This is a genomic window from Paracoccus everestensis (genome assembly GCF_021491915.1).
Taxonomy (GTDB): Bacteria; Pseudomonadota; Alphaproteobacteria; order Rhodobacterales; family Rhodobacteraceae; genus Paracoccus; species Paracoccus everestensis.
In genome coordinates, this window is the sequence record NZ_CP090836.1 from 1 (window position 1) to 26,013 (window position 26,013).

Genomic DNA, 26,013 nt, shown 5'->3' on the forward strand with positions numbered 1-26,013 from the left:
TGGGGTATTGCCGCAGTTCCGCCTTCCCGATGCGCGTCGCGGATCCTGTTTCGCCGGAAGGTCCGGTGAAGGCTGGGGACAGGATAGATAGGGCAAGACCATGGACGAGATCTGGGGCCAGGCATGCGCCGCGCTTGAAACAAGCGTGGGACCGAACAATTTCAATCATTGGATCAAGCCCCTGCGCCTGACCGGCGTGGATGCGGGCATTGCCCATTTCGCCAGTCCGACGCGCTTCATCTCGGACTGGGTGAACCGCCACTTCGCCAAGGATATCCTGGGCGAGCTCAGCCGCCATGGCGCCCCCGTGGAACGCCTGCGCTTCGAGGTCGTGCCCCAGCAGGCCCCCGGCCGCGCCCGTCCTGCTGCCGCCGCCCCGGCCAAGCCCGCCCGCCCCGTCGCATCCGCTGCAGCCCCCGCATCCGTCCGCGTGGCGCGCGCCGATCTGGGCGCGCCGCTGGATCCGCGATACACATTCGGCAATTTCGTCGTCGGCAAACCCAACGAACTGGCCCATGCCGCCGCGCGCCGCGTGGCCGAGGGCGGGCCGGTGGGCTTCAACCCGCTGTTCCTGTATGGCGGCGTGGGCTTGGGCAAGACGCACCTGATGCACGCAATCGCCCATGACTATCAGATCAATCATCCGGCCGCGCAGGTGCTGTATCTGTCGGCGGAACAGTTCATGTACCGCTTCGTGCAGGCCTTGCGCGAAAGTTCCATCATGGATTTCAAGAGCATGTTCCGCAACGTGAACATGCTGATGGTGGACGACGTGCAGTTCATCGCCGGCAAGGACAGCACCCAGGAAGAATTCTTCCACACCTTCAACGCCCTGGTCGACCAGGGCAAGCAGATCGTCATTTCCGCCGACCGCGCCCCGGCCGAGATCAAGGGGCTTGAGGAACGCATCAAGTCGCGCTTGTCCTGCGGGCTGATCGTGGACCTGCATCCCACAACCTATGAATTGCGCCTGGGCATCCTGCAATCCAAGACCGAGGGCTTCCGCGCCCAGCAGCCGGATCTGGAAATCGGCACCGGCGTTCTGGAATTCTTGGCGCATCGGATCACCACCAACGTCCGCGTGCTGGAAGGCGCGTTGCAGCGCCTGTTTGCCCATGCCAGCCTGCTGCGTCGCGAAATCACGCTGGAAGTGGCCCAGGAATGCCTGGCCGACATCTTGCGCACCAACGACCGCAAGATCTCGATCGACGACATCCAGCGCAAGGTGGCCGAACATTACAACATCCGCCTGGCCGACATGATCGGTCCGAAACGCGCCCGCAACGTCGCCCGTCCGCGCCAGATCGCCATGTATCTGTCCAAGCAGCTGACCAGCCGGTCCCTGCCGGAAATCGGACGCCGCTTCGGCGGGCGCGACCACACCACGATCATGCACGGCATCCGCAAGGTCGAGGAACTGGCCGTAGAGGATCATGCTCTGGCCGAGGACGTGGCGCTGCTGAAACGCCTGCTGGAAGCCTGATCCCCGAAAGCCTCACGAAACCCTTGTGACCGCCCTCATGGCTGGTTACAAATCAGGTCCGCAGACGGGCCGGGTTGGCCATATTCACAGGGAAACGTGATGAAATTCTCGATCGAGCGCGCCGTTCTGGTCAAGGCCGTCTCTCAGGCCCAATCGGTTGTGGAACGTCGCAACACCATCCCGATCCTGGCCAACGTCCTGATCGAGGCCGCGCCCGACGGCGTCAGTTTCCGCGCCACCGACCTGGATACCGAGGTCGTGGACCAGGCCCCGGCGCAGGTCGAACGCCCCGGCGCCACCACCGTCAGCGCGGTCATGCTGAACGAGATCGCGCGGAAATTGCCCGACGGCGCCTTGGTGCAGATCAGCAGCGACGATGCGACAGGGCGGCTGGCGGTTCAGGCGGGGCGATCCTCCTTCAGCCTGGCCACGCTGCCGCGCGAGGACTTCCCGGTCATGGCCTCGTCCGAATACAGCGCCAATTTCAAGGCCAAGGCCGATATGCTGCGCCGCCTGTTCGACAAGGCGAAATTTGCCATCTCGACCGAGGAAACGCGTTACTATCTGAACGGCGTCTATATGCACGTGGCGCAGGTCGATGGTCAGCCGATGCTGCGCTGCGTGGCGACCGACGGACATCGGCTGGCGCGGATCGACGCACCCCTGCCGGTTGGCGCGGACGAGATGCCGGGCGTGATCGTGCCGCGCAAGACGGTTGCCGAACTGCGCAAGCTGCTGGACGACGGCGACGTCGACATCGCGGTGTCGGTCAGCGAGACCAAGGTGCGGTTCGCCACGCCCACGCTGACGCTGACATCCAAGGTGATCGACGGGACCTTCCCGGATTATTCGCGCGTGATCCCCCAGAACAATGCCCGCAAGCTCGAGGTTGACGCCGCCGATTTCGCCCGTGCCGTGGACCGGGTCGCCACCGTCAGCAGCGAACGGTCCCGCGCGGTCAAGCTGGCCTTGGACCAGGACCGGCTGATCCTGTCGGTGAACGCCCCCGACGCGGGCGCGGCCGAGGAGGAGCTGATCGTCGCCTATGCCGACGAGCCGCTGGAAATCGGTTTCAATGCCAAGTATTTGCAGGAAATCGCATCCCAAGTGGATCGCGACAACGCGGTCTTCATGTTCAACGGTTCGGGCGATGCCGCATTGATCCGCGAAGGCGGCGACCAGAGCGCGGTTTATGTCGTCATGCCGATGCGGGTGTGACGCTAGGCCACATCTCGCTGGCGCAATTCCGGTCCTGGTCGCGGCTAGAGCTGGATCTGGACCAAAGACCCTTGGCGATCTTCGGTCCGAACGGGTCCGGCAAGACCAATATCCTGGAAGCGGTATCCATGCTGGCCCCGGGCCGGGGGCTGCGGTCAGCACCTGCACCCGACCAGGCCCGCCAGGGCAAGGATGCGGGCTGGCGGATCACGGCAAGGATCGGCGATCATCCGGTGGAAACCCTGGCCCCGCCGGGCCAGCCCCGCAGCGTCGCCATCGACGACAAGATCGTGGCCCAGACCGCGCTTGGGCGCCTGCTGCGGATCATCTGGCTGGTGCCTGCGATGGACCGCCTGTGGTCCGACCCGCCCGAGGCACGGCGGCGATTCCTGGACCGGGTGACCCTCAGCCTTTATCCCGATCATGCGGATCTGGCGCTGACCTATGACAAGGCGATGCGGGAACGCAACCGGCTGTTGAAGGACCAGATCAACGACCCCGGCTGGTATCGCGCGCTAGAGGCGCAAATGGGGGATGCGGGCGGCGCGCTGACCCGCAACCGTCAGGCCGCGCTGTCGGCCATCACCGCCGCGCAGGATGGGGGCGATTTCCCCGCAGCCACCCTGGCCCTGCTGCCCGGCGAAGGGGTGGCGGACGATCCCGACCCGGACAGCATCGCCGCCCGCTTGGCCGCCATGCGTCCGCGCGATCTGGCGGCAGGACGCACGCTGACCGGCCCGCACCGGGCCGATCTCGGGGCAACCTGGGGGCCGCAGGATATGCCCGCCGCCCTGTCCTCGACCGGAGAGCAGAAGGCCTTGCTGTTGTCGCTGATCCTGGCCAATGCCCGCGCCTTGCCGGACCAGCCGGTGGTCCTGCTGCTGGACGAGGTCGCGGCCCATCTGGACGCCGACCGCCGCGCGGCCCTGTATGACCGCATCTGCGGCCTGCCCGCGCAAAGCCTGCTGACCGGCACCGGAGCCGAGCTTTTCGACAGCCTTGGCGCCCGCGCCCGGCGCCTGTCCGTGACGAAAATGGCCGGCCTGTCGCAGGCCAGCGAAACGACCGGCTGAACCCCGCCGGAAACGCAGAAAAATCCCGTCTTTCCCGTGACTTTCACTGTCGGAACCCTTATATCGACAGCACAGGAACAGGACACCATCACCTATGACCGCACCCGCCGCGCAGACCGCCGAATACGGCGCTGATTCCATCAAGGTTCTCAAGGGCTTGGAAGCCGTGAGGAAGCGGCCCGGCATGTATATCGGCGATACCGACGACGGGTCCGGCCTTCATCACATGGTCTACGAGGTCGTGGACAACGGCATTGACGAGGCTTTGGCCGGTCACGCCGATTATGTAAAGGTGAAAATCCACGCCGACAGCAGCGTCAGCGTCCGCGACAACGGCCGGGGCATTCCCACCGACATCCACGCGGGCGAAGGCGTCAGCGCGGCCGAGGTCATCATGACCCAGCTTCATGCGGGCGGAAAGTTCGACCAGAACAGCTACAAGGTTTCGGGTGGCTTGCACGGCGTCGGCGTGTCGGTCGTGAACGCCCTGTCGGACTGGCTGGAACTGCGCGTGTGGCGCAATGGCCGCGAACATTACGCCCGTTTCGAACGCGGGGACACCGTGGAACACCTGCGCGTCGTGGGCGATGCGGAACCCGGCGAAAAGGGAACCGAGGTGCGCTTTCTCGCCTCGGTCAAGTCTGATGGTTCCGAGGGCACGTTCAGCAATCTCGATTACGTCTACAAGACGCTGGAAAACCGATTGCGGGAACTGGCCTTCCTGAACAGCGGCGTCCGCATCATCCTGGAAGACGAGCGTCATGCCGAGGTGCAGCGGACCGAGCTGTTCTATGAAGGCGGCGTGCGGGAATTCGTGAAATATCTGGACCGCTCTAAGGCCGCTGTCATGCCGGAACCGATCTTCATGACTGGCGAACGGAACGGCATCGGGGTCGAGGTCGCGATGTGGTGGAACGACAGCTATCACGAAACGGTGCTGCCCTTTACCAACAACATCCCGCAACGCGACGGCGGCACGCATCTGGCGGGCTTTCGGGGCGCGCTGACCCGCGTGATCACGAAATATGCCCAGGACAGCGGCATCGCCAAGCGTGAAAAGGTCGATTTCACGGGCGATGACGCGCGTGAGGGGCTGACCTGCGTGCTGTCGGTCAAGGTGCCCGATCCCAAATTCTCTAGCCAGACCAAGGACAAGCTGGTCAGCAGCGAAGTTCGTCCGGCGGTGGAAAACCTGGTCGGCGAAAAGCTGGCCGAATGGTTCGAGGAAAACCCCTCCGAGGCCAAGGCCATCACCGGCAAGATCGTCGAGGCAGCCCTTGCCCGCGAAGCCGCGCGCAAGGCCCGCGAACTGACGCGCCGCAAGACGGCGATGGATGTGGCCTCGCTGCCCGGCAAGCTGGCCGACTGCCAGGAAAAGGATCCCGCGCTGTCGGAACTGTTCATCGTCGAGGGGGATTCCGCGGGCGGGTCCGCAAAACAGGGTCGGTCGCGCCAGAACCAGGCGGTGCTGCCGCTGCGCGGCAAGATCCTGAACGTGGAACGGGCGCGCTTTGACCGGATGCTGTCGTCCGAAATGATCGGCACGCTGATTACCGCGCTTGGTACCGGCATCGGTCGCGACGAATTCAACCTGAACAAGCTGCGTTACCACAAGATCGTCATCATGACCGACGCCGACGTGGACGGCGCGCATATCCGCACGCTGCTGCTGACCTTCTTCTTCCGCCAGATGCCCGACCTGATCGACGCGGGCCACCTGTATATCGCGCAGCCGCCGCTTTATAAAGTGTCGCGCGGCCGGTCCGAGGTTTACCTGAAGGACGAAGCGGCCCTGGAAGACTACCTGATCCAGCAAGGGGTCGAGGGCGCGGCGCTGCGCCTCGGCTCGGGCGAGGAAATCATGGGCGCGGATCTGGCGCGTGTCGTGGACGAGGCGCGGACCGCGCGGCGCGTGCTGCGTGCCTATCCGACCCATTACCCGCCCCATGTCACCGAACAGGCGGCCATTGCCGGGGCGCTGATGGCGGGCCGGATCGACGGAGATGCCCAAAGCGTGGCAGATGCCATTGCCGCGCGCCTCGACATGATTGCCGAGGAATATGAACGCGGCTGGACCGGTCGCCCGACCCAGGACGCAGGCATTCGCCTGACCCGCACCCTGCGCGGGGTCGAGGAAAACCGGACCCTGGACGGGCAGATGCTGCGCAGCGCCGAAAGCCGCCGTTTGGGCGAGATGACGCAAGCCTTGCAGGATGTCTATGCCCGGCCCGCGCGGCTGGTGCGAAAGGACCGCGACCAGCCGATCTTCGGGCCGCTGGGGCTGTTGCAGGCGATCTTCCTGGAAGGCGAAAAGGGCCTGTCGCTGCAACGCTACAAGGGTCTGGGCGAGATGAACCCGGAACAGTTGTGGGAAACGACGCTGGACCCCGTTGCGCGCACCATGTTGCAGGTGCGCGTCGAGGACGTGGCGGAGGCCGAGGATCTGTTCACCAAGCTGATGGGCGACGTGGTGGAACCCCGCCGCGAATTCATCCAGCAGAACGCGCTGAACGTCGAGAACCTGGATACCTGATGCTGTGGCGGAAATGCCGCGCCCAAGTGTCAGGCGCAGGGTTTCCGTTTACACGCATGAGATGTATCATCGGTGCGCAGACAAATGGCGCTTATCTCCAATGCGAACAGGAAGATCCGCGCTTCGGTTGAATTATCCTATGTAAAGGAGCTCTAGATGCGTCATTCCTCGTTTCTGGCGATATGCGCCTTTGGCCTTGTCCCCGGTGCATCCGGCGCCCTTGCAGGGGGATATGTCGCCCCGGTCGCCGACCCTGTGGTAGTCACGCCGGTGATCGAAGCCCCTGCCGGCATCTGGTCCGGCCGATATGCGGGTGGCTCGATCGGCTATGCCTTCGGCGGTGACGACGAGATCGGGCTGGACCTGATCGAAGGGGGAACCCTTGTCGAGCGGGCGAATGACCTGGGCAGCGTCGATCTTAAAGGCCTGAACGCAGGGCTTCACGCAGGCTATCGCTGGCAGCGTGGGAACTGGGTCTTTGGCCCCGAGCTTTGGGTCGAGGGCGGCAGCATCGACGCCACGGACCGGATTAGCGTGGCGGACGCCACGGACGTCGAGGTTGAATCCTCGGTCAATTACATCGCCGGTCTGCAGTTCAAGACGGGCTATACGGTGGATCCGCAGACCCTGGTCTATGGCACCGCCGGCGTCACCCATGGCGATTTCGACTATAAGCTGGCGGACATGACCGAAAGCTATTCCGATACCGGCTATTCGCTGGGCCTTGGCGTTGAACGGAAGATGCGCGACAACCTTTCGGTTTTTGCGGAATGGCAGTACCGCAATTTCGGCAAGTCCGAAGTGACCTATGACCTGGGCGATGGCGATGCAGTCCTGACCCGTTCCACGCCCGAACATCACAACATCAAGGTCGGCGTGAACTTCAGCTTCTAAGCCGATCCAGCCGTACCGGGGCCGGGCCGCTTGCGTGCCCGGCCTTTTTCATGCCCGCCGTCCGGGCCGCCGAGAAGCGCCCACCGGCAGGGGCAGGGCGCGCGCGCCGCACGCAATGGCCAGGCCCTGCGGGACAAGCACCGACAGCACCGGGCTGTCGATGGCAAGCCCGCCGGTATAGGCGCCGAAGGCGGGCAGGATCAGGTGATCGCGCCCGACCAGGAAACAGCGCCGACGATCCCCTGCCAGCCTGACGCAGGGATGGAAATGACCCGACACATCCGGCCCCTGCCCCGCCTGGTGGCGCAAGACCAGCCCCTCGGTCAGCGCGTCCACCGTCTTGCCCGGCAGGCGCGGGCAAACCGGGGAAGGATCGTGGTTGCCGCTGACCCAGATCCACTGCCTCCCCCAGGCCATGTCGCGCAGCCGGTCGCACAGCATATCGGGCAGAGCCAAGGCCGCCGCATCGTCGTCGAAGCCGTCGCCCAGGCTGATGACGGCAGCGGGATCGGTGGCGGTGATCTCGGCTTCCAGCCGATCCAGCGTCGCCAGAACCTCGTAAGGCGGCAACAGCGATCCGCCGCGCCGGGCCATGCGTTCGGACTTGCCCAGGTGCAGGTCGGCCACGATCAGCCAACGGCGTTCCGGCCAGAACAGCGCGCCCGACGGCCGCGCCTCAAGCGCGTGGCCCGCAAAGTCGAAGGCATAGGTCATGCCAGGCCTGCTTCGGCCATCAGGGCGGCGGCCTCGGCTTCGGCCAGGCGTTCGCGGGCCTGGCCGGTGATGGGCACCCGGCCGTATTCCAGCAGCAAGGGTGCGGCCAGGGGGGTCACGCGGCCTGTCATGCGATGGTCGCTTTGGGGTGAATGGTTCAGCATATCCTCGATCCGGTCGAAATCGACAAGGCCCCGCCGCGCCTCGTCCGCGGTGATCCGCAGCAGCAGATGGTCGGGGTCGTAACGGCGCAAGGTATCGTAAAGAATATCGCTGGAAAAGGTCGCCTGCTTGCCGGTCTTGCGCGCCCCCGGCATATTCCGCTGGATCAGGCCGGAAATGACCGCGACATTCTTGAACGTCCGCTTCATCACCGCATTGCCCGCCAACCAGTCGCCCAGGCCCGCGCGCAAGCCTTCGCGGTCCAGCAGCGGCGCGGGATCAGTGACGGGATCCAGCGACCAGATCAGCAGCGCATAGTCGGTTGCGATAAAGCCCAAGGGTCCAAGTCCCGCTTCCTCCATCATGCGGGTCATCAACAGGCCCAGGGTTTGCAGCGCATTGCGCCCTGCGAACCCATAGAGCGCGAAATGCCATTTGCCCTGAAAGGGGAAACTCTCGCTCAGCAACACGCCGGGCTGCGGCAGGGTGCTGATCCGGGCCTGCATGGCCAGCCAGTCGGCAGTGTCCGGGGGCAGCACCCAGTGGCGCGTGGAATCCCCGATCAGCGCCTGCACCCGGTGCGACAGTTGCGTCGAGGTCGCAAGCTTCATCCCGGAGTAAAGCGCAATCCGCGGCTGCTTGGTGGGCTGCTTCGTCACCTCGACCACCATCTCGCGCAGGGCGTCGTAACGGACGGTCTGCCCGCCGATCAGGAAGGTGTCGCCGGGCACAAGGGTGGCGGCAAAGCCTTCCTCGACCTCTCCCAGCAGGCCGCCGCCCCGGCGAAAGCGGACCTTCAGCATCTCGGCCTCGACGATGGTGCCCACGTTCATGCGCAGATCGCGGGCGGCCCGAGGGTCGCGCAGGCGCCACAACCCGTCGCGCAGCATCAGCCGCTGCCAGCGGTCATAAGCGCGCAGGGCGTATCCGCCGGTCGCGGCGAAATCCAGGCAATCGTCGAACTGTGCGCGGCTCAGCCCGCGATAGGGTCCGGCGGTCCGCGCCTCGCGGAACAGGGCGTCGGCATCGAAGGGACCGGCGCAGGCCGTCAACAGGATATGCTGGCACAGCACGTCCAGCGGGCCGGGGCCGCGCGGATCGCCGTCCAGGTCGTGTTCATGCACGGCTTCCAAGGCGGCGATGCATTCGACCACCTCGAAGCGGTTGGCGGGCACGATGCGGGCACGGCTGGGCGCGTTATAGCGGTGGTTGGCGCGCCCGATCCGCTGGACCAGCCGCTTGACGTTCTTGGGCGCGCCGACCTGGATCACCAGATCGACCGCGCCCCAGTCGATGCCCAGATCCAGGCTGCCCGTCGCCACCACGGCGCGCAACTCGCCCGCCGCCATCGCGGCCTCGACCCGCTGGCGGGCTTCGCGCGACAGGCTGCCGTGATGCAACCCGATGGGCAGGTTGTCGTCGTTGGCGGCCCAGATGGCCTGGAAGAACAGCTCGGCCTGGGCGCGGGTGTTGATGAAGATGATGGTCGTGCGGGCCTGCCGGATCTCGGCCAGAACCTCGGGGACGGCGTAATGGCCGCCGCCGCCCGACCAGGGCGCAGGACGGGCGGTGGCCAACATGGCGATGTCGGGTTCCGGGCCGGGATCGGCATTGATGACCGTGGCGCCGCCCATGAAGCGGGCCAATGCCTGCGGTTCCTCGACCGTGGCGGACAGGCCGGTTGCGACCAGGCCCGGGGAAAGCGTGCGCAGCCGCGCAAGGCACAGCATCAACTGGTCGCCGCGCTTGTTTTCCGCCAATGCGTGCAGTTCGTCCAACACCACGCGCCGCAGGTTGCCAAAGATCTGCGGTGCCTGTTCATAGGACAGCATCAAGGCCAGCGATTCCGGCGTGGTCAGCAGGATCTGCGGCGGATCGACCCGCTGGCGCGCCCGCTGCGAGGATCGCGTGTCCCCCGTCCGGTCCTCGACCCGGATGGGCAGGTTCAGGTCCGCCACGGGGCGGGCCAGGTTTCGGGCGATATCCGCCGTCAGCGCCTTGAGCGGAGAGACATAAAGGGTATGCAGCCCCTTGTGCCCGTCCTTCAGATCGATCAGCGACGGCAAGAAGCCCGCCAGCGTCTTGCCGCCCCCCGTGGGCGCGATCAGCAGCGTGTCGCCCTTTGTTGCCAGCAGGTCCAACTGGTGGGGATGGGGCTGCCAGCCCTGCCGGGCGAACCAGTCCTGGAACGCGGGCGGCAGGGTCACGGGATCATGGCCTTCAGCGTGGACAGGCGGTCAGCCTCGGCCACGGGCTTGTCCCAGCGGATGCGGCTGATGCGGGGAAAGCGCATGGCGACGCCGGCCTTGTGGCGCCCCGAGGCGTTCAGGCCTTCGAACGCGACCTCCAATACCAGTTTCGGCGCGACCGACCGGACCGGGCCGAAGCGTTCGATGGTGTTGTTGCGGACAAAGCGGTCCAGTTCGCGCAGTTCCTCGTCCGTGAAGCCGAAATAGGCCTTGCCGACCGGGACAAGCTGATCCGCGTCCCACAGGCCAAAGGTAAAGTCGCTGTAAAACCCCGACCGCTTGCCATGGCCGCGCTGCGCGTAAAGCAGAACGGCATCGACCACATGGGGATCGCGCTTCCACTTGAACCACGGCCCGCGCGGGCGCCCGCCGACGTAAGGACTGTCGCGGCGCTTGATCATCACGCCCTCGATCACCTGGGCCGGGGGATCGGCGCGCAGGGCGGCCAGGTCGTCCCAGGTGGCAAAATCCAGCAAGGGCGAGACATCGATTCGATCGCTGCCGAAATCCGCGCCCTCCAGAACGGCGCGACGATCCATCAGCGGAAATTCCCGCAGGTCGCGGCCCTGCCAGATCATCAGGTCATAGACGCGCAGGCCCGCCGGATGGCTGTCCAGCATCCCCCGCCCCACCTGCTTGCGGCCAAGGCGTTTCTGCAGGTCGCCAAAGACCGCCACGTCATCGCCCCGCCGCACCAGCAGTTCGCCATCCACCGCGCCGTCGAAGTTCAGAGCCTCGATCAGGTCGGGAAAGCTGTTGCTGATATCCTCGCCCGTGCGGCTGTAAAGCCTGCGCACGCCGCCGTCGTTGATCGCCTGCACACGGATGCCGTCCCATTTCCATTCCGCGATGTAATCGGCGGGAGGGAAGGCGGCCAACTGGTCCAGATCGACGGGCGTGGACAGCATCACCGGGCGGAACGGGGCGCGGGCGGCATTTTCAGGCCGCAGTCCACCCGCGATCCAGTCGAACAAGGGTCGATAGGGGGGCTTCAGCCCGTGCCAGATCTCCTCGATCTGGGCCACATCCGGCTCTCCCATGTCGGCCAGTGCCATGCGGGCCATGCGGGCGGACAGGCCGATGCGCATATTGCCGGTGGCAAGCTTCAAAAAGGCCAGCCGCTGCGACGGACCCAGCCGGTCCAGCATCCCGGCGATGGCCGTGGGCAGGGCTGCCTTGCCTGTTTCAGATAACAAGGCCACGGCCTGATGCAGGGGCACATCCTCGTCCCGGTCGGTTTCCCACAACAGCGCAATGGTCTCGGCCAGATCACCCACGAAATCATAGGACAGCGCGAACAACTGTTCGTCCACCCGTTCCACCATCAGCCCGCGCAAAAGGCCCGGCGTCACGGTGCGCAGCTTCAGGTCGCCCGTCAGCGCGGCCAGGGCAAAGCCGCGATCCGGGTCGGGCGTGGCCTCCAGGTAATGGCGCAGGATCCGCAGCTTGGCATTGCGCGCGGGCGTAAAGGCCAGGCGTTCCAGAAGGGTCGCGAATGCCCTCATTCCGGCTCGTCCTCGTATCCGACCAGCCGCAACGGACGGGCGGGGATGCCCTGGAGTTCGCACCACCGCATCAGCCCGTCCTCGGTCCCGTGGGTGATCCAGACTTCCTGGGGACCAAGTTCCGCGATGGTCTGCGTGACCTGCGGCCAGTCCACATGGTCGCTGATGACCAGCGGCAGTTCCACCCCGCGCTGCCGCGCCCGTGCCCGCACCGCCATCCAGCCGGATGCAAAGCCGATCACGGGATCGCGGAACCGCTGCACCCAGGCGGATGCAAAGGCAGAGGGCGGCGCGATCACCAGTTGCGCATCGACCTGTTTCGCGGTCGCGGGCACCAGCGGGCCAAGGTCGATCCCCTGTTCCACATGGTAATCGCACAACCGTTGCAGCGCGCCATGGATGGCGATGGGGCCGTCGATGCCTGCGGCGCGGGCCAGCATGATCAGCCGCTGCGCCTTGCCCAGGGCATAGGCGCCGATCAGGTGATGGCGTTCGGGAAACTCGGCCATGCTGGCGGTCAGGCGGGTCATTTCGCCCGCCGGGTCCGGGTGCTTGAAGACCGGCAGGCCAAAGGTCGCCTCGGTCACGAAGATGTCGCAGGGGACGGGTTCATACGCCGCGCTGACCGGGTTCGGATGGCGGCAGTAGTCGCCCGACACCACGATCTTCGGACCCCGGTCGGGCTGCACGGCGATCTGTGCCGATCCCAGGATGTGGCCCGCCGGATGAAAGCTGACGGTGGTATCGCCAACGCGGATCGGACCATCCGCCGCCTGCCGCTGGCCCGCGAAATCGGCCCCATAGCGGATCGCCATGATCTCCAGCGTCTGGCGCGTGGCCATGACCGCGCCGTGGCCGGACCGGGCGTGATCGCCATGGCCGTGGGTGATCAGCGCGCGGGGCACCGGGCGGATCGGGTCGATGAAGAAATCGCCGGGGGGACAGTAAAGCCCGGCCGGCGTGGGATGCAGGATCTGATCGGCGCGCATGGGATCCAAGATGGCAAGGATTTCATGGATTTCAACGCCGCCCCGATGGCCCCCGTTCCCGCCGTCAGGCCGGGGGCGGGCGGCGGGCCGGCACCGCCGCCGCCGGCGCCTTGGACAGTTGCACGGCCAGGATGCCTGCCATGATCACCCCCACGCCGATCACGTCGCCTGCGGCAAGCTGTTCGCCCAGCAAAAGCGCCCCGGTGGCGACCCCGAAAAAGGGCGTCAGGAAATGAAATGTCGCGGCCCGCACCGCCCCGATCCGGCCCACCAGCTTGAACCAGACCCAGGTCGCGACCAGCCCCGGCACGATCACGGTGTAAAGAAAGGCCCAGACCAGCCGGGGATTGGGATCGACCTGCCAATCCTCCAGCAGGGGGGCAAGGATCCACAGGGTCGCCGATCCGACCAGCATTTGCAGGCTGACGATCATCATCACATTGCCGCCCGAGCTTGCCCCGCGCACCGTCAGCGTGGCAACCGCCAGGGCCAGGGCCGCGGCAAAGCACATCGCGATGCCCAGCGGATCGCTGCCCCCGCCTTGCAGCCGCGCGCCCATGATGATCGCCACCCCGATCAAGCCCAGGGCCAGCCCCGCGATCCCCAAGGGGCGCAACCGTTCCCCCATCAGCATCCAGCCCAGCAGCGCCACGATCAGCGGCATGGTGGCCGCGATGATCGAGGCCAGCCCCGCCTCGATCCACTGCATGGCCGTCCAGTTCAGGCCCAGGTACAGCGCGTTCTGGCACAGGCCCAGGATCACCACCGCCCGCCATTGCACCCGCGTCAGCGCCCGCCAGGTTTCGCCCATCATCAGGGCGATGACGAACGCCGCCGCCCCCGACAGGGCAAAGCGCAGGGCCAGGGCGAACAAGGGCGGCACCTCGGTCACGATCATCCGGGTCGAGGTGAAGGCCGAGGCCCACATCACCGCAAAGAACACCCCCATCCCGATCGCGCGAATGTCCATGCGGAAAGCCCCGTTTGCAGATGATGCAGGAACGGCTAGCAGCATGGCCGGGCAGCGGGAAGGCCAAAATGGAAAAGGCCGCGCCCATCGGCACGGCCCCGTCATCCGGCAAAGCGGAAGGATCAGCTGTTGACGCTGTCCTTCAGCGACTTGGCGACCGTCACCTTGACCTGCTTGTCGGCGGGCTTGGTCATCATTTCCTGGGTCTGCGGGTTGCGGACCTGGCGTTCCGGGCGGGCGCGGCAGGCGATCTTGCCGATGCCGGGGATCGTGACCGAACCGCCGGCGGCGACTTCACGCGACACAACGGCGGCGATCGCGTCCAGGGCGGCCGTGGCCGATTTCTTATCCGAACCCATTTCCTCGGCCAGGGTGGCGACGAGTTGGGTCTTGGTCATCGGTTTCGCGGATGGCGTTGCCATGGATCTGTCTCCTCTTGCCCTGTTCTGCGGGGCCTGCGAATAGCGCCGTTTGCGGCATATCGCCTGCTACACACGGTTTTGCCCAACAGATCAAGCGTTTTTCGCCACTTCTTGCAAAAGCGGGCACCGTCCGGCCGGTTGACGCAGGGTCAAAGGAACGCCGTTTCGTTGAAGGACCGCAATTTGCGCGAATGGATCCGCTCGAGCGGCATCTCTCGCAGCTTTTCCATGGCCCGGATGCCGATCAGCAGGTGATTGGCGACCTGGGTCCGATAGAAATCGGTGGCCATCCCCGGCAGCTTCAATTCGCCATGCAGCGGCTTGTCGCTGACACAGAGCAGCGTGCCGTAAGGCACCCGGAACCGGAAGCCGTTCGCGGCGATCGTGGCGCTTTCCATGTCAAGCGCCACCGCCCGTGCCAGCGACAGCCGGTGGATCGGCGTATCGCGCAGTTCCCAGTTGCGGTTGTCGATGGTGGCGACCGTGCCGGTGCGCATGATGCGCTTCAGCTCGTATCCTTCCAGTTGCGTGACCTCGGCCACGGCTTCCTGCAAGGCCACCTGCACCTCGGACAGGGTCGGCAGCGGGATCCAGACAGGCAGGTCAGCGTCCAGGACGTGGTCTTCACGCAGATAGGCATGGGCCAGGACGAAATCGCCCAGCCGCTGGCTGTTGCGCAGGCCCGCGCAATGGCCGACCATCAGCCAGGCATGGGGACGCAGGACCGCGATATGGTCGGTCGCGGTCTTGGCGTTCGACGGGCCGACGCCGATATTGACCAGCGTGATTCCCTGCCCGTTTGGGCGCTTGAGATGATAGGCGGGCATCTGCGGCATCTTTGTCAGCGCCGCCAGGGGCGCGCCGGCGTCGTCGATCACCTGGTTTCCCGGTGCGACAAAGCTGTCATAGCCAAGCGATGCGTCGCACAGGACGCGGCGGGCATAGGCCTCGAATTCGTCAACATAGAACTGATAGTTGGTGAACAGGATGAAGTTCTGGAAATGCTCGGCCGCCGTCGCGGTGTAATGCTGCAGCCGCGCCAGGGAATAATCGATGCGCTGCGCCGTGAAGGCCGCCAGATGCAGCGACCCGTCCGGCATCGGCCCTGCCACGCCGTTCACGATGTCGTCGTTCATGGTGTTCAGGTCCGGCACGTCGAAAATGTCGCGCAAGCTGAAATCCAGCACCCCTTCCTGGGGCACCGCCAGGTCGCTTTGGGCGGCGACGGCGAAATGGACTGGCATAGGCGTGTCGCTGACACCCACCGTGACGGGCACGCCGTGGTTGCGGATCAGGAGGCCTATCTGTTCGCGCAGGTAATTGCCGAACAGGTCGGGCCGGGTGACTGTCGCGGAATAGCTGCCGGGGGCGACCACATGGCCAAAGGACAGGCGCGAATCGACCGAAGGATGAGTCGGCACGGTCAGGCGCAATTCGGGATAATAGGCGCGATACCGGGCGGCGGGCTTGTCGCCCTCCAATGCCTTGGTGAAGCGGTCCAGCAGAAAGCCCGTCGATTGCGCATAAAGATCCTGCAATTGCGCGACGGCGGCACCGGCATCGGTAAATTGCCGGCGGCCCGGCGCCTCGGGGCTTTCGACCGGCAGGTAACGGGAATCCGTGTCCATTCTTGTTATCCTTCTTTCCCCTGACCCTGCCAGCGGGACCGGGCGCAGGCAAGCGTCTGGCGCCGGGGAACGCGTGCCGTTACGGTGTCGTCATGAAGATGCTTGTTTTCGGTCACGGCTACTGCGCGGGCTTCCTGACGCAACTTTTGCGCGCACGGCGCTGGCAGGTTCTGGGCACCACGCGCGGCGATCCCGACCGGGTGGCCCAGGCGGGCGCGGTGCCCCTGATCTGGCCCGGCGAGGATGCGCGCCTGCGCGAGGAGATCGCCACGGCGGATGCGATCCTGGTATCCGCCGCGCCCGGCCCGGAAGGCGATCCGGTTCTGGCCGCCTTTCACGACGATCTGGTGGGCGCCAAGCCCCGCTGGCTGGGCTATCTGTCCACGACCGGGGTTTACGGCGACCGGAACGGCGGTTGGGTGGACGAGGACAGCCCCCTGGACGCCACCAGCCCTCGCGGCCAGGCCCGCATCCGGGCCGAGGGGGACTGGCAGACCCTGGCGGATCGTGCGGGGCTGCCGCTGCACATCTTCCGGCTGGCCGGGATCTATGGTCCCGGGCGCGGGCCGTTCGAAAAGGTGCGCAATGGCACCGCCCGGCGGATCATCAAGCCGGGCCAGGTCTTTTCCCGCATCCATGCCGAAGACATCGCCCAGGTGCTGCTGGCATCGCTGGACCGGCCCGCGCCCGGCACCGCCTATAACCTTTGCGACGATGACCCTGCGCCCCCGCAGGATGTACTGGCCCATGCCGCCGAACTGCTGGGCCTGCCGCCCCCGCCCCAGGTGGCGTTCGAGGATGCCCAGATGACGCCCATGGCGCGGTCGTTCTATGCCGACAGCAAGCGGGTATCAAACCGGCGGATCAAGGAGGATCTGGGGATCGTCCTGCGTCATCCCGATTACCGCAGCGGGTTGGCCGCGATCCTGGCAGGTAACGACGCTTCGCCGCATGGACTTCGCCCCGCGCTCGTGCATGATCGCGGCGATGGAACTTGATGCCGATATCCTGATCGCCGGAGGCGGGCTGAACGGCCCCACCCTGGCGCTTGCCCTGGCCCAGGCGGGGCTGCGCGTGATCGTGGTCGATTCCCGTCCAGCCGATGCGCGGGCGGGCGACAACTTCGACGGGCGGGCCTATGCGCTTGCCGTGTCCTCTCAGCGGTTGCTGAAGGCGCTTGGGTTGTGGGCGGGGCTGACAGGCGACAGCCAGCCGATAGGCCAGGTCAAAGCGTCCCAAGGCCGCCCCGGCGAAGGGGCCTTGCCCTTTTTCCTGCATTTCGACAGCGCCGAGATCGAGGAAGGCCCGGTCGGCTTTATGCTGGAGGACCGGTTCCTGTATCGCGCGCTGCTGGCGGCGATGCGGGACCGGGTGCAGAATCTGCCGGGGCTTTCGGTCGTGGACCAGCAGACCACGTCAGGCGGGATCCAGGCCACGCTGTCGGATGGCCGCAGCTTGCGCGCCCGGCTGCTGGTGGGCGCGGATGGGCGTGGATCCGGGGTGGCCGCCCGCGCCGGGATTCGGCGGCAAGGCTGGGATTACGGCCAGACCGCCCTGGTGGCGGCCATCGCGCATGACCACCCCCATCACGGCATCGCGCAACAGTATTTCATGGAAACCGGGCCGCTGGCGATCCTGCCCCTGCCCGGCAACCGCAGCAGCGTCGTCTGGTCGGAAACCCATGACAACGCCCGCGCCATCGCCGCCCTGCCCGATGATGCCTTCCTGGACGTGCTGCGCCCGCGCTTTGGCGATTACCTGGGCAACATTTCCCTGGCAGGTGCGCGCTTCACCTATCCGTTGAGCCTGTCGCTGGCCGATCGCTATGTCGCGGACCGGGTGGCCCTGGTGGGCGACGCGGCGCATGGCGTGCATCCCATCGCGGGCCAGGGGCTGAACCTGGGGCTGCGCGACGTGGCGGCGCTTGCGGAGGTTCTGGTCGATGCGTCGCGCCGGGGCGAGGATATCGGGTCGGATCTGGTCCTGGAACGATACCAGGGCTGGCGGCGGTTCGATGCCACCAGCCTGGCGCTTGGCATGGACGGGGTGAACCGGCTGTTTGGCAGCAGCAATCCGGTCCTGTCCGCCGCGCGCGGCATCGGCATGGGACTGGTCAGCGCGATTCCCGCCCTGCGGCGCGGCTTCATGCGGCAGGCAGCAGGGCTGTCGGTCGATCCGATGCCGCGGCTGCTTCTGGGGCAGGCTTTGTAGGGGGGCTGCCGCCCCCGTCCCTGCGGGACTCCCCCGCGGATATTTGAACAAGATGAAAAGCCCGCTTAGGCGGCCATCATCTTGGCAGCTTGCGTCAGGTCGGCCGCGAACTGGTGGCGCGCTTCCTCGGCCCGGGTTGGATCCAGCCGCAGGATAAGGCTGGGATGCCAGGTCAGCAGGACCGGGCCGCCGTCCAGCGTGGTTTCCACCATGCCGCGCCGAGGGGTCAGGGGGCGGTTGTCGCCCGTCAAGGCAAAAGCCGCCGTGGCACCCATCGCCAGCGTCAGCTTCGGCTGGACAAGGCGGCGTTCCAAATCCAGCCACCAGCGACACTGCTTGACCTCGGTGGCATTGGGGGTCTGGTGGATGCGGCGCTTGCCGCGGGGGGTGAACTTGAAATGCTTCACCGCATTGGTCATCCAGACACGGGCCGGGTCCAGTCCCGCCTGATCCATGACCCGGTGCAGCAACTGCCCGGCGGGACCGACAAAGGGGCGGCCTTGCAGATCTTCCTGATCGCCCGGCGCCTCGCCCACGATCATCAGGGGCGCTGCGGGATCACCCTTGCCCCAGACGGTCTGGGTTGCGGCATGGCACAGGTCGCAGCGGGTGCAGCGGCTGGCCTGCCCTGCGGCAGTGTCCAGATCTTGGGGCGGGGCCTCGTCCGGGGCCTGCCGGATCCGTGCCGTGACCTTGGCGGCAAAGCCGGGCGCGGTGCTGGCGCCGGCGTCGCGCATGGCCTGCACCCGGCGGGGCGCGTCCGCCAGCATCTGCGCGATCAGCCCGGTTTCCGGCAGGTTCTTCCAGTATTTCACCGGCATTTCCGACCGCATGGCATTGGTCTTGATCCGCGCCGGGTTGAAGATGTTGGCGAAATAAGTTTGCCACAATTCATGGCTGGCATCGGGGGGCAGGTTGGGACGCGGCGCGGGCGGTTCAAATCGCAGACTGCCGTCAAAGCGGGCCGTGCCTTCGGGCGTGGCGATCAGCCAGTCCATGTCGGCGAAGCGTTTCGCAAAGAACGGCGACGCGGCTTCCAGAATGGGATGCTCGGGTTCGAACCAGGCGCCAAACCGGCGGCGCGGGCCGTCGCCCGGCATTTCATTGAAACGGACAAAGGCGTGCATCTTGTGGATGTCGCGGCGCACGGATTTCGCCATGCGACCCAGCCGGTCTGTCAGGGGGTCGGCAGGATTGGCGATGAAACCCCGGTCATCCTGCAGCCGGATCAGCGCGGCATACAGCAAGGCCCAGCGTTCCGGGTCGGAATGGCTGGCCACGGTCCCGGCCAGATTGAGAAAATCCCTGGTCGCCACCACCGGGTGCAAGCCGGGGGGCGGGACAGGATCGGCGCCGAACAACCCGGTATCGCCCCAGATCACCTGGTCAGGCGCCACGCGGCTGCTGGCAAGCTGGCGAGCCGTGTCGCGCCAGGCCTCGAAACGTCCGAAATGGGGCAGATCGACGCCGATCACAGCAATTGCAGCTGCTCGGCCTTGGGCGCGAATCGCGCGCGCAGGCGGTCGCTGTCGGTCAGCGCGCCCGGATGCCAGTCGGGCAGCGTCACAAAAGCGCGCGCCTTCGACATGATCGCCCCCATGCGCAGCAGATCGCCATAGCGCACCGGCCCGTTGCGCCGCGCGGCCAGGATCCGGGTCACCGTCTTGGTGCCGAAGCCCGGGACGCGCAGCAGCATTTCCTTGGTCGCGGTCGCCACATCGACAGGAAACTGCGCCCGATTCGACAAGGCCCAGGCCAGTTTCGGATCAATGGCCAGATCCAGGAAACCCGACGGGTGGGCCGCGCCGATCTCCTCGGCATCGAACCCGTAAAAGCGCATCAGCCAGTCGGCCTGATACAGCCGGTGTTCGCGCATCAAGGGCGGCTTGATCAGCGGCAGGGCGGCGGATGCGTCGGGAATCGGGCTGAAGGCCGAATAATAAACCCGCTTCAGGTCATAGCCGGAATACAGGTTGGCCGAGGTCGCCAGGATGTCCCGGTCCGTCGCCGCATCTGCGCCGACGATCATCTGCGTGGACTGGCCTGCCGGGGCGAAACGCGGCGGGCGCTTGCCGGTATGGGTCTTTTCCTTGGCGGCTTCCCGGGACAGGCGCACGTCGGCCATGGCGGCGCGGATCGTTTCGGGGCGCTTTTCGGGGGCCAGTTCCCGGATGCTGGCATCCTGGGGCAGTTCGATGTTGACCGACAGGCGGTCGGCATACAGACCCGCCTCGGCCACCAGGGCGGGGGATGCATCGGGAATGGTCTTGAGGTGGATGTAACCCTTAAAGCCATGTTCGACGCGCAAGGTCCGGGCGATGCGAACCATCTGGCTCATCGTCTCATCGGGGCTGCGGATGATGCCAGACGACAGGAACAGCCCCTCGATCATGTTGCGGCGATAGAATTCCAGCGTCAGCGTCACGACCTCCTCGGGCGTGAAGCGGGCGCGTTCGACATTGCTGCTGACGCGGTTGATGCAATAGGCGCAATCATAGATGCAGAAGTTCGTCATCAGGATCTTCAGCAGGCTGATGCAGCGCCCGTCCGGCGTATAGGCATGGCAGATGCCCATGCCCCCCGACGATCCCAGGCCGCCATCCCGGGAATCGCGCCGCGTCGTGCCGCTGCTGGCGCAGGAGGCGTCGTATTTTGCCGCGTCCGACAGGATCGCCAGCTTCTGCTGAAGGGTGCGTTGTGCCATTCGTGGAATATATGTTCCCGATGCGTTCCATTCAACGGCCTGTGGGCCGGAACCCTCACAACGATGCGAGCGTTCGCCGCCCGTGCCATCCGCCAGACGTGATGTGCATCCGGTTTTGGAAAGGATATGATCGGCGCCATGAACATCAGATCGCTCGCCCTTGCGCCCGCCCTTGTCCTTGGCCTCGCCTTTCCGGCCCTGGCCGAGAAAATTCCCTTGAACGAATTGTCGCGCTATCTGAACCGGATGACGACAGCGACCTCTGAATTCACGCAGGTCAACCCAGACGGTTCGATCTCGACCGGGACGGTCTATATCCAACGGCCCGGACGGGTGCGTTTCGAATACAATAACGACAACACGCTGGTCATGGCATCGGGCGGAAACGTGGCGGTGTTCGATCCGAAATCCAGCGGGCCGCAACAATATCCGCTGTCGCAAACGCCGCTGTCGATCATCCTGGACGCCAACGTGAACTTGGGCCGCGCGAACATGGTGACGGCCCATACGGAAGCGAAGAACGCGACGGTTGTCACGGCGCAGGATCCGCAAAACCCGCAATACGGCAATATCCAGATGGTCTTCACCGCCGCGCCGACGCAGTTGCGTCAATGGGTCGTGACCGATGACAGCGGCCAGAAGACCACCGTGATCTTGGGCGAGATGCGCGAGGGCGGGTCGATCCCGGCATCGAAATTCTCGATCAACAACGAGGTGGCGCGGCGCAATTGATCGGTGCCGGTGATCGCATCAACGACGTTGATGGGTCACATCACGATGCCGGGGCTTGATCTTCGGACGGGACAGGTTCAACGCTGACCGCGACCTTATGCCGCGCAGGTTCAGTCATGACCACGTCCCGTTTGTTCACGCCCATCCTGATCGGCGGATCGCTGATCCTGCTGATCAACTTCGCCCTGCGGGCCAGCTTCGGCGTCTTCCAGATCCCCATCGCCGCCGATTTCGGCTGGCCGCGCGCTGAATTCTCGTTGGCCATTGCCATCCAGAACCTGGCCTGGGGGATCGGGCAGCCGATCTTTGGCGCGCTTGCCGAACGCTGGGGCGACCGCTGGGCGATCATCCTGGGCGCGATCCTGTATTCGGCGGGGCTGATCCTGACATCCCTTGCGACCACGCCCGCGACGATGCAGCTGCTGGAGGTGATGGTCGGCTTCGGCATTGCCGGCACGGGCTTTGGCGTCATCCTGGCCGTCGTGGGCCGGGCTGCCAGCGACGACAACCGCAGCCTTGCCCTGGGCGTCGCCACCGCAGCCGGATCCGCAGGCCAGGTCTTTGGCGCGCCCTTGGCCGAGGTTCTGCTGGGCTTCTATGCCTGGCAGACCGTTTTCGTGATCTTCGGCGTGATCGTGCTGTCCTGCCTGCTGTTCCTGCCGATGCTGGGCGATGGCAAGCCCGCCACCCGGTCCGAGCTTGAGGAAAGCCTGGGCAGCGTGCTGAAGCGCGCCTTCCGCGACCCGTCCTTTCTGATGATCTTCGTGGGCTTCTTTTCCTGCGGCTATCAGCTTGGCTTCATCACCGCGCATTTTCCCGCGATGGTGACGGAAATGTGCGGCCCGATCAGCCCCATGGGAACGCTGGCCAGCATCGGGATCACCACCACATCTGCCCTGGGCGCGGCGGCGATCAGCCTGATCGGGATGGCCAATATCGCCGGGTCGATCTTCGCGGGCTGGCTGGGCAAGCGTTACACCAAGAAATACCTGCTGGCGGGCATCTATACCCTGCGCACCATCGCGGCGGCGGCCTTTATCCTGCTGCCGATCACGCCCATCAGCGTTGTCGTCTTTTCGCTGGTAATGGGGGCGTTGTGGCTGGCAACGGTGCCGCTGACCTCGGGGCTGGTCGCCTATATCTATGGGTTGCGCTACATGGGAACGCTGTATGGCTTCGTGTTCCTGTCCCACCAGATCGGATCCTTCCTGGGGGTCTGGCTGGGCGGCGCGCTGTATGACGCTTACGGCGACTATACCCTTGTCTGGTGGGTCGGTGTGGGCGTCGGCGCAATCAGCGCACTGATCCATCTGCCGGTGCGCGAGGCCCCGTCCCGCCTTCCGGCCACGGTTCCGGCGGTTTGACGGCGGCGGGCGGTGGTTCTAGGGTCCGGTCCTCGTCTTGCAGGATTCGCCCATGACCAGCCCGACCCGCCACCATCCTTCGGAACGCGCCATCGCGATCCGCTATCAGCAGCGGTCAGCCGAGGTGAAGGCCTTGCAACGGCAATGCTATGCCCTGGCCACGCTGCGGCTGCGCGCGGCGGTCGAGGCGAACGGCACCGGCAAGGGGCTGGCCGTGGTCAGCGACATCGACGAGACGATCCTGGACAACACCGCCGTCATGGCGCACGCGATGACCCTGGGCGAGGCCCTGGACGGGTTCGAGACCTGGAAGCTGTGGGAACGCGAAGGGGCGCCGCATCTGCTGCCGGGGGCTGCGGATTTCTTTCATCTGGCGGACCGCTTGGGTGTCACGATCTTCTACGTCTCGGACCGGTTCGAGGAAAACAAGCTGGCGACCATCGCCACCCTTTCCCGCCTCGGCCTGCCCCAGGTTCATGCGGACCAGGTGCTGCTGTTCGGCCCGCCCAAATCCGAACGCCGCGCGGCCGTTGAACGGGACCACCGCATCATCCTGCAACTGGGCGACACGCTGCACGATTTCCACGGCTGCTTTGCCGGGGCGACGTTGGATATCCAGCACCAACTGGCCGAAGATCACGCAGACCGCTTCGGCGAGGATTGGATCGTCTTTCCCAACGCCGCCCATGGCACCTGGATGGAAGCCGAACTGCGTCCCTGGGAGGCGCCCAAGCCCCGCTAGTCGCCCAGGTGGCTGGCAATTGCCCGGCCAAGGGCAAAGGCCCGTTGTTCCAGAATCACCGGCGTTTCGCAGACATAGGTCAGCGATTGCTGGCGTTCGGTAAAGATGCGCTGATCCCAGTCAAGCGCCTCCTCGGCCGCATCGATGGCATCGAAATCGGGATCGGTTGCGGTCTCCAGGTCGGCCATGGCGGCGCGGCGTTCCTCGATCCGGCGGGCCATGTCCACCTGGCTGCGGCCATATCGGGCGATGCCGTCGATCAGCGCCGTCCGATCCGGTTCGATCTTGCCGAACACCGCCACCATCAGCGCAGTCAGTTCCGCATCGTCGGCCTGCGCCGCGAAATCCGCGATCTCGGCCTCGGCGTCTTCCAGCGGCAGGCGACGTTGTTCCAGCCGGGCGGCAAGGGCCTCGATCCGGGGATCGCGGGCCAGTTCGGCAATGCGGTCGTCGGGCGCAGGCCCGGTCCAGACCTGACCCAGCGACAGGTGCGGCTGCTTGCGCTGGATGCAGGGCCAGTCGGGATCAATTCCGGCAGCCGGCCATGCAGGCCCGGCGGCGATGATCAGCGCCACGATGATGCGTTTCATCCTCTTTCCTTCCGTCTGGCCCACAGGCCCTTGGCGGGATCATACATGAACACGGCCCCGCCGAAAAAGACCGCAAGGCAGCCCGCCACAACGCCGAAGGCCTGCCAGTTCATCTCAAGGTAAAGCGCGAAGCGGATCAGTTCCACCGCATAGGTAAAGGGATTGGCCGCGCAGATGTCGTGCAAAAGGGGCGAGCTTTCGTTCATCCGCCACAGCGGATAAAGCGCCGAGGACGCAAAGAACATCGGGAAGATCACGAAGTTCATCACGCCCGCGAAATTCTCCAACTGTCGGATGGCCGATGACAGGAACAACCCCAGCGCCCCCAGCATCAGCCCCGACAGGACCAGCGCGGGAAAGACCGCGACATAGCCCCAGGCGGGCGGCCGGATGTCCCAGAACCAGGCGATCGCCAGAAACGTATAGGCCTGGATGATCGACACGATCACCCCTGCCATCAGCTTGGATCCCAGCAGGAACCAGCGGGGAAAGGGGCTGACCAGCAGCGTGCGCATTGCGCCCGTTTCGCGGTCATAGACCATCGACAGCGACGACTGCATCCCGTTGAACAACTGGATCATCGCGACAAGGCCGGGGGTCACATAGACCTCGTAAAGGACATAGGTCTGATAGGGCGGCGTGATCGACAGGCCCAGCACGGCCCTGAAGCCTGCCGCAAAGATGAACAGCCAGACCAGCGGGCGCACCAGGGCGGCCAGGAACCGCCCGCGCTGCTGGACAAAGCGCAGCGTTTCGCGCCAGGCAATGCCGCGAAAGGCGGTGGCCCAGGCGGCCGCAGGGAAACGACGTTCGCTCATGCGGCGGCCCCGGTCAGCGACAGAAAGGTCTGGGTCAGCCCCGAAGGCCCGGCAATGGCAGCCGTCTTTCCCTGGCTGAGAACGCGGCCCTTGTGCAGGATCACCAAGTCGTCGTCGGGCTGGATTTCATCCATGATATGCGTGGCCCACAGCGCCGACACGCCTTCCGAGGCGATCAGGCGGCGTGTCAGAGCCAGAACCTCGGCCCGGGATTTCACGTCCAGCCCCACCGTCGCCTCGTCCAGCAGCAAAAGATCGGGGCTGTGGATCAGGGCGCGGGCGATTTCCGCGCGCCGTTGCTGGCCCCCCGACAGGGCGGACACCCGGTCATGCGCGCGGCTTTCCAGCCCCACCTGGTCCAGCACCTTGTCGATGCGCGGTCGGGCCTTGGCGCGCGGTATTCCGTGCAGCGCGGCGTGATAGGCTAGGTTCTGCGCCACCGACAAATCGGCGTCCAGGGCGCGGCTTTGGAACACCACGCCCAGGCGCGCCATGGCCTGGGCGGGATGGCGGCGCAAGTCGTATCCCGCCACCTCGATGCTGCCCGAGACATTGCTGTAAAGCCGCGTCACCAGCGAAAACAGCGTGGTCTTGCCCGCGCCGTTAACGCCCAGAAGGGCGGTAAAGCTGCCACGCGGGACGGCCAGCGACACATCGGCCAGCGCCTGGACCGAACCAAAGCGATGCGACAGGCCGGTGATCCGCAGGGCATCGGCGGATGGGGGCAGAGCGCCCGCCTCCTGCGTGGAATCAGTCAAGGGTCATGCTGGTGATGGTGAAATCGCCAGACAGCTTGATGTCGTACTGGCCAATCTCGCATTCAGCATCGTCCACCTCGAACAGGTCGGCGCGTTCCTTCTCCACCCCTTCCGGGCCAGGCTGACATCCGATCTTGGCCAGGGCTTCGGTTATGCTGGCCAGTTCCTGGTCTGATGCCATGTCATTGTCCTGCGCAAGCACAGGGGTGACGGCGCTGGCGATGATCGCGGCGCAAAGGACGGATTTCAGCATG

General features: G+C 65.7%; 23 protein-coding genes. 10 read left to right on the plus strand and 13 right to left on the minus strand.

Annotated elements, in window-relative coordinates:
- The first annotated feature begins 100 nt into the window (after positions 1-100).
- The 5 genes from dnaA to LZ585_RS00025 all read left to right on the plus strand — a co-directional run bounded on the left by dnaA (position 101) and on the right by LZ585_RS00025 (position 7,201).
- Positions 101-1,483 carry a chromosomal replication initiator protein DnaA gene (gene dnaA / locus LZ585_RS00005; protein WP_234854320.1) on the plus strand — a complete coding sequence of 461 codons (1,383 nt, stop codon included), beginning with the start codon at positions 101-103 and terminating at the stop codon, positions 1,481-1,483.
- A gap of 99 nt (positions 1,484-1,582) precedes the next feature.
- Positions 1,583-2,701: a DNA polymerase III subunit beta gene (gene dnaN / locus LZ585_RS00010; protein WP_234854322.1), complete on the plus strand. Its 1,119-nt coding sequence runs from the start codon at positions 1,583-1,585 to the stop codon at positions 2,699-2,701.
- Positions 2,698-3,774, plus strand: a complete 1,077-nt coding sequence (recF, locus tag LZ585_RS00015) for a DNA replication/repair protein RecF (protein WP_234854323.1) — start codon at positions 2,698-2,700, stop codon at positions 3,772-3,774. Before dnaN ends, recF begins: the two co-directional genes overlap by 4 nt.
- Before the next feature lie 94 nt (positions 3,775-3,868).
- A complete protein-coding gene (gyrB, locus tag LZ585_RS00020; protein WP_234854325.1) occupies positions 3,869-6,307 on the plus strand; it encodes a DNA topoisomerase (ATP-hydrolyzing) subunit B in 2,439 nt (812 codons plus the stop codon).
- A gap of 156 nt (positions 6,308-6,463) precedes the next feature.
- Positions 6,464-7,201, plus strand: a complete 738-nt coding sequence (locus LZ585_RS00025) for an outer membrane protein (protein WP_234854326.1) — start codon at positions 6,464-6,466, stop codon at positions 7,199-7,201.
- 48 nt (positions 7,202-7,249) lie between these two features.
- Here LZ585_RS00025 and pdeM read toward each other — a convergent pair whose 3' ends face one another.
- The 7 genes from pdeM to LZ585_RS00060 form a co-directional block, all read right to left on the minus strand.
- A complete protein-coding gene (gene pdeM / locus LZ585_RS00030) occupies positions 7,250-7,915 on the minus strand; it encodes a ligase-associated DNA damage response endonuclease PdeM (RefSeq protein ID WP_234854328.1) in 666 nt (221 codons plus the stop codon).
- On the minus strand, positions 7,912-10,284 hold the full coding sequence (locus LZ585_RS00035; protein ID WP_234854329.1) for a ligase-associated DNA damage response DEXH box helicase: 2,373 nt from the start codon (positions 10,282-10,284) through the stop codon (positions 7,912-7,914). Before LZ585_RS00035 ends, pdeM begins: the two co-directional genes overlap by 4 nt.
- On the minus strand, positions 10,281-11,831 hold the full coding sequence (locus LZ585_RS00040; protein WP_234854330.1) for a cisplatin damage response ATP-dependent DNA ligase: 1,551 nt from the start codon (positions 11,829-11,831) through the stop codon (positions 10,281-10,283). The genes LZ585_RS00035 and LZ585_RS00040 overlap by 4 nt, the downstream gene beginning before the upstream one ends.
- The gene (locus LZ585_RS00045) at positions 11,828-12,820 is read right to left on the minus strand and encodes a ligase-associated DNA damage response exonuclease (RefSeq protein WP_234854331.1); all 993 of its coding nucleotides are present in this window, start codon (positions 12,818-12,820) and stop codon (positions 11,828-11,830) included. The genes LZ585_RS00040 and LZ585_RS00045 overlap by 4 nt, the downstream gene beginning before the upstream one ends.
- Positions 12,821-12,884: 64 nt before the next feature.
- The gene (locus LZ585_RS00050) at positions 12,885-13,790 is read right to left on the minus strand and encodes a DMT family transporter (protein ID WP_234854332.1); all 906 of its coding nucleotides are present in this window, start codon (positions 13,788-13,790) and stop codon (positions 12,885-12,887) included.
- Positions 13,791-13,912: 122 nt separating this feature from the next.
- Positions 13,913-14,212, minus strand: coding sequence for an HU family DNA-binding protein (locus tag LZ585_RS00055; RefSeq protein WP_089386943.1), 300 nt, complete (start codon positions 14,210-14,212; stop codon positions 13,913-13,915).
- A 149-nt stretch (positions 14,213-14,361) separates the two neighbouring features.
- A complete protein-coding gene (locus tag LZ585_RS00060; protein WP_234854334.1) occupies positions 14,362-15,840 on the minus strand; it encodes an AMP nucleosidase in 1,479 nt (492 codons plus the stop codon).
- 92 nt (positions 15,841-15,932) lie between these two features.
- Here LZ585_RS00060 and LZ585_RS00065 point away from each other — a divergent pair, with 92 nt between their 5' ends.
- Entirely contained in the window at positions 15,933-16,838 is a 906-nt protein-coding gene (locus tag LZ585_RS00065) for an SDR family oxidoreductase (RefSeq protein WP_234854336.1), read from the plus strand.
- Positions 16,792-18,051 (plus strand): UbiH/UbiF/VisC/COQ6 family ubiquinone biosynthesis hydroxylase, encoded by a 1,260-nt coding sequence (locus LZ585_RS00070; protein WP_390625079.1) that lies wholly within the window; start codon positions 16,792-16,794, stop codon positions 18,049-18,051. Before LZ585_RS00065 ends, LZ585_RS00070 begins: the two co-directional genes overlap by 47 nt.
- Before the next feature lie 65 nt (positions 18,052-18,116).
- Here LZ585_RS00070 and LZ585_RS00075 read toward each other — a convergent pair whose 3' ends face one another.
- Both LZ585_RS00075 and LZ585_RS00080 read right to left on the minus strand, forming a co-directional pair.
- Positions 18,117-19,526 carry a UdgX family uracil-DNA binding protein gene (locus LZ585_RS00075; protein ID WP_390625080.1) on the minus strand — a complete coding sequence of 470 codons (1,410 nt, stop codon included), beginning with the start codon at positions 19,524-19,526 and terminating at the stop codon, positions 18,117-18,119.
- Positions 19,523-20,755: a putative DNA modification/repair radical SAM protein gene (locus tag LZ585_RS00080; RefSeq protein WP_234854338.1), complete on the minus strand. Its 1,233-nt coding sequence runs from the start codon at positions 20,753-20,755 to the stop codon at positions 19,523-19,525. The genes LZ585_RS00075 and LZ585_RS00080 overlap by 4 nt, the downstream gene beginning before the upstream one ends.
- Positions 20,756-20,893: 138 nt before the next feature.
- On the opposite strand from LZ585_RS00080, the gene LZ585_RS00085 reads away from it, so the two are divergent.
- The 3 genes from LZ585_RS00085 (at position 20,894) to LZ585_RS00095 (ending at position 23,593) form a co-directional block, all read left to right on the plus strand.
- Positions 20,894-21,487, plus strand: a complete 594-nt coding sequence (locus LZ585_RS00085; RefSeq protein WP_234854339.1) for a LolA family protein — start codon at positions 20,894-20,896, stop codon at positions 21,485-21,487.
- 116 nt (positions 21,488-21,603) lie between these two features.
- Positions 21,604-22,851: an MFS transporter gene (locus LZ585_RS00090; protein WP_234854340.1), complete on the plus strand. Its 1,248-nt coding sequence runs from the start codon at positions 21,604-21,606 to the stop codon at positions 22,849-22,851.
- A gap of 52 nt (positions 22,852-22,903) precedes the next feature.
- Positions 22,904-23,593 carry a 5'-nucleotidase, lipoprotein e(P4) family gene (locus LZ585_RS00095; protein ID WP_234854341.1) on the plus strand — a complete coding sequence of 230 codons (690 nt, stop codon included), beginning with the start codon at positions 22,904-22,906 and terminating at the stop codon, positions 23,591-23,593.
- Here the strand turns inward: LZ585_RS00095 and LZ585_RS00100 are convergent.
- Genes LZ585_RS00100 through LZ585_RS00115 form a run of 4 tightly spaced genes read right to left on the minus strand, consistent with a single transcriptional unit; the run spans position 23,590 to position 26,012 of the window.
- Positions 23,590-24,183: a hypothetical protein gene (locus LZ585_RS00100; RefSeq protein WP_234854343.1), complete on the minus strand. Its 594-nt coding sequence runs from the start codon at positions 24,181-24,183 to the stop codon at positions 23,590-23,592. The two genes, LZ585_RS00095 and LZ585_RS00100, sit on opposite strands and share 4 nt — an antisense overlap.
- Positions 24,180-25,001, minus strand: a complete 822-nt coding sequence (locus LZ585_RS00105) for an ABC transporter permease (RefSeq protein ID WP_234854345.1) — start codon at positions 24,999-25,001, stop codon at positions 24,180-24,182. The genes LZ585_RS00100 and LZ585_RS00105 overlap by 4 nt, the downstream gene beginning before the upstream one ends.
- Entirely contained in the window at positions 24,998-25,759 is a 762-nt protein-coding gene (locus LZ585_RS00110; protein WP_234854346.1) for an ABC transporter ATP-binding protein, read from the minus strand. Before LZ585_RS00110 ends, LZ585_RS00105 begins: the two co-directional genes overlap by 4 nt.
- Positions 25,752-26,012 (minus strand): hypothetical protein, encoded by a 261-nt coding sequence (locus LZ585_RS00115; protein ID WP_234854347.1) that lies wholly within the window; start codon positions 26,010-26,012, stop codon positions 25,752-25,754. The genes LZ585_RS00110 and LZ585_RS00115 overlap by 8 nt, the downstream gene beginning before the upstream one ends.
- Position 26,013: the final 1 nt, after the last annotated feature.

Bases quoted from the DNA above. Each gene is read 5' to 3' on its own strand.
- dnaA (WP_234854320.1), top strand. From the start codon at position 101: ATGGACGAGATCTGGGGCCAGGCATGCGCCGCGCTTGAAACAAGCGTG.
- dnaN (WP_234854322.1), top strand. From the start codon at position 1,583: ATGAAATTCTCGATCGAGCGCGCCGTTCTGGTCAAGGCCGTCTCTCAG.
- gyrB (WP_234854325.1), top strand. From the start codon at position 3,869: ATGACCGCACCCGCCGCGCAGACCGCCGAATACGGCGCTGATTCCATC.
- LZ585_RS00025 (WP_234854326.1), top strand. From the start codon at position 6,464: ATGCGTCATTCCTCGTTTCTGGCGATATGCGCCTTTGGCCTTGTCCCC.
- pdeM (WP_234854328.1), bottom strand. From the start codon at position 7,915: ATGACCTATGCCTTCGACTTTGCGGGCCACGCGCTTGAGGCGCGGCCG.
- LZ585_RS00040 (WP_234854330.1), bottom strand. From the start codon at position 11,831: ATGAGGGCATTCGCGACCCTTCTGGAACGCCTGGCCTTTACGCCCGCG.
- LZ585_RS00045 (WP_234854331.1), bottom strand. From the start codon at position 12,820: ATGCGCGCCGATCAGATCCTGCATCCCACGCCGGCCGGGCTTTACTGT.
- LZ585_RS00050 (WP_234854332.1), bottom strand. From the start codon at position 13,790: ATGGACATTCGCGCGATCGGGATGGGGGTGTTCTTTGCGGTGATGTGG.
- LZ585_RS00055 (WP_089386943.1), bottom strand. From the start codon at position 14,212: ATGGCAACGCCATCCGCGAAACCGATGACCAAGACCCAACTCGTCGCC.
- LZ585_RS00060 (WP_234854334.1), bottom strand. From the start codon at position 15,840: ATGGACACGGATTCCCGTTACCTGCCGGTCGAAAGCCCCGAGGCGCCG.
- LZ585_RS00065 (WP_234854336.1), top strand. From the start codon at position 15,933: ATGAAGATGCTTGTTTTCGGTCACGGCTACTGCGCGGGCTTCCTGACG.
- LZ585_RS00070 (WP_390625079.1), top strand. From the start codon at position 16,792: ATGGACTTCGCCCCGCGCTCGTGCATGATCGCGGCGATGGAACTTGAT.
- LZ585_RS00080 (WP_234854338.1), bottom strand. From the start codon at position 20,755: ATGGCACAACGCACCCTTCAGCAGAAGCTGGCGATCCTGTCGGACGCG.
- LZ585_RS00085 (WP_234854339.1), top strand. From the start codon at position 20,894: ATGAACATCAGATCGCTCGCCCTTGCGCCCGCCCTTGTCCTTGGCCTC.
- LZ585_RS00090 (WP_234854340.1), top strand. From the start codon at position 21,604: ATGACCACGTCCCGTTTGTTCACGCCCATCCTGATCGGCGGATCGCTG.
- LZ585_RS00095 (WP_234854341.1), top strand. From the start codon at position 22,904: ATGACCAGCCCGACCCGCCACCATCCTTCGGAACGCGCCATCGCGATC.
- LZ585_RS00100 (WP_234854343.1), bottom strand. From the start codon at position 24,183: ATGAAACGCATCATCGTGGCGCTGATCATCGCCGCCGGGCCTGCATGG.
- LZ585_RS00105 (WP_234854345.1), bottom strand. From the start codon at position 25,001: ATGAGCGAACGTCGTTTCCCTGCGGCCGCCTGGGCCACCGCCTTTCGC.
- LZ585_RS00115 (WP_234854347.1), bottom strand. From the start codon at position 26,012: ATGCTGAAATCCGTCCTTTGCGCCGCGATCATCGCCAGCGCCGTCACC.